General features: G+C 45.8%; 3 protein-coding genes. All 3 read right to left on the bottom strand.

What is annotated here, in order from left to right; all coding sequences use genetic code 11:
• Positions 1 to 8 precede the first annotated feature (8 nt).
• Positions 9 to 1,262, bottom strand: coding sequence for a GGDEF domain-containing protein (locus DZ54_RS0116820; protein ID WP_128080568.1), 1,254 nt, complete (start codon positions 1,260 to 1,262; stop codon positions 9 to 11).
• A 10-nt stretch (positions 1,263 to 1,272) separates the two neighbouring features.
• Entirely contained in the window at positions 1,273 to 1,740 is a 468-nt protein-coding gene (locus DZ54_RS0116815) for a putative pterin-binding protein (RefSeq protein ID WP_025675357.1), read from the bottom strand.
• A 7-nt stretch (positions 1,741 to 1,747) separates the two neighbouring features.
• Positions 1,748 to 1,884, bottom strand: a 137-nt coding sequence (locus tag DZ54_RS24525; protein WP_164831625.1) for a transposase, incomplete at its 5' end; no start/stop codon positions are given.

Here is a 1,884-nt window from a genome sequence, read left to right as displayed (position 1 = left end):
TAAGTCGCTTATTTTAACGAATCAGTGCTTGGTAAGCCGTTTTTATTCGGGCTGCACCTAACAGGGCCACCCTTGATTGAAAAACGGTTACCCGCGTCATTGCCTCTGACCTCCGGGCGAGGTTTTACACGCGTATGTTGCTTACCAGGAGCGGAATGCATGGTGGTGTCGTAAATGCAATATTGATTTTTGCCCTCGCGTTTTGCCATATACATAGCCGTATCAGCGTAACTGAGTAACGTCTGACCATTGATTTCACCACAACCAAACGCAACACCAATACTGGCAGACGCCTGGCAACGGTAACCCAACAATAGTGACTGCCGGTGAGCAATATCAACCAATAATTTGGCTGTTTTTTCTGGTAACGTTTTGTTTTCAAAAGGAACTATCGCTGCAAATTCATCGCCGCCCAAACGTGCGAGAGCGGCATTTGAGGGAAGCTCCGCCACAAAGCGCTTTGCCAATGATTTCAAAAACATATCACCGACATCGTGGCCGTAATTGTCATTGATTGCTTTAAATCCATCTAAGTCAATCACTAAGATAGAAAGCCCTTGGGTTGTCAACCCGTAACGATGATTTAACGTTTCAAACAGCCAATGGCGATTATTCAACCCTGTGAGTTGATCTTCCCGCGCCAGTTTGTAGTAGCGCTTGGCGTCGTGTGCCACTAAAAGCAACACGGTTCCACCGACCGCGATCATCCCAAAGGTCATTAATGTTGTCAGCTGTCCGAGCTGATTGAGAAGCTTTGTTTGATCGAGATAGCCATTACCCGGTAGCGATAGAGCCTGATTAAAGTAATGCCCGAGCCGCTCTCGCTGCTGCTGATAATGCGTAATCAGTTCATCAATATTGTGTGTTGAAAAGCGAAGAGTATAAAAACTTGCTTCATGCGACTGATGATCGGTAAACAAATCTTCTAAAAGGAGGCTCGGATTCGTTCGAGTGTTTCCTTCTTCCTTAGCCATCGCGATCGCAATAGGAAAACGGCTCCACAAAATCTCGTGCTGAATCGCCACGTGATCAAAGCTCGTTTCGCCGCTTTGGAAACGCTGTAGCAATGTAATGAGCGCGTCGTACTCATTGCTGAGGCTGAGCATATACCATACTAGTTTACTTTGGCTGTTGGTGAGTCGATCCGATAAGCTAGTGATCTTGTGCGTGGTCATCACCACACTGATCGCCATTAAAGCAATACAGCCAACAAGCATGATGCGCTTAACAGGCATTACCTTTAGTCGCGTACCCCTGATCATCCACGCCTCCTCATGGTTCAATCTCAATATTAGTCAGTTGCCATACCATCGCTTGATGAAAGCGTTCGGATTGCAGTTGTGGGTGATCATCCAGAGGAAAAATCAACCAAAGTGGCCCCAGAGTGCGTATCGTCATCGGTTGGCCATTACGCTCAAACGCAATAATCGGTTGATATTGCCTTATATCATCCCATGCCAACTGCGATTGATAACGATTCATCGAACGTAATGTTATCTCTTGAAAACGGGGAACATTCGCGTGGTCTAACAACGTCGATAACCTTACGCCTTTAAATTTTTGTAATCCTTGTGTCCAAGGCGTATGCGTGTCTAACTCAATCACGGGCAAACGACTCAATCGCTCTTGGTCAAATTCGATGCGTTGTCTGTCATTGATTGCCAGCGTTAATTTAACAGGCACACGAAGTGCGGAAAGCGCATTGGGTATCGCTAGGGCGTGTTGATCTTTGCTGTACACATTTTATTCAGCAATACATCGGCAGCCACATTATAGTAAACGCCAGTGATACCATACTGGCGTAATTTCTTGCTAACTTATCATATCTCGTTGATATTGCTCGGAAGTGCTTAATCCTCGCGAAAGCGTTCTCAACTAAATGTC

Source organism: Salinivibrio socompensis S35 (assembly GCF_000513715.1).
Classification (GTDB): Bacteria; Pseudomonadota; Gammaproteobacteria; order Enterobacterales; family Vibrionaceae; genus Salinivibrio; species Salinivibrio socompensis.
Note: the sequence above shows the minus strand (reverse complement) of the source record. Positions and strands in the feature narration are given on the sequence as shown.

Coding starts and splice junctions, on each gene's coding strand:
- DZ54_RS0116820 (WP_128080568.1), bottom strand. CDS start 1,262: ATGATCAGGGGTACGCGACTAAAGGTAATGCCTGTTAAGCGCATCATG.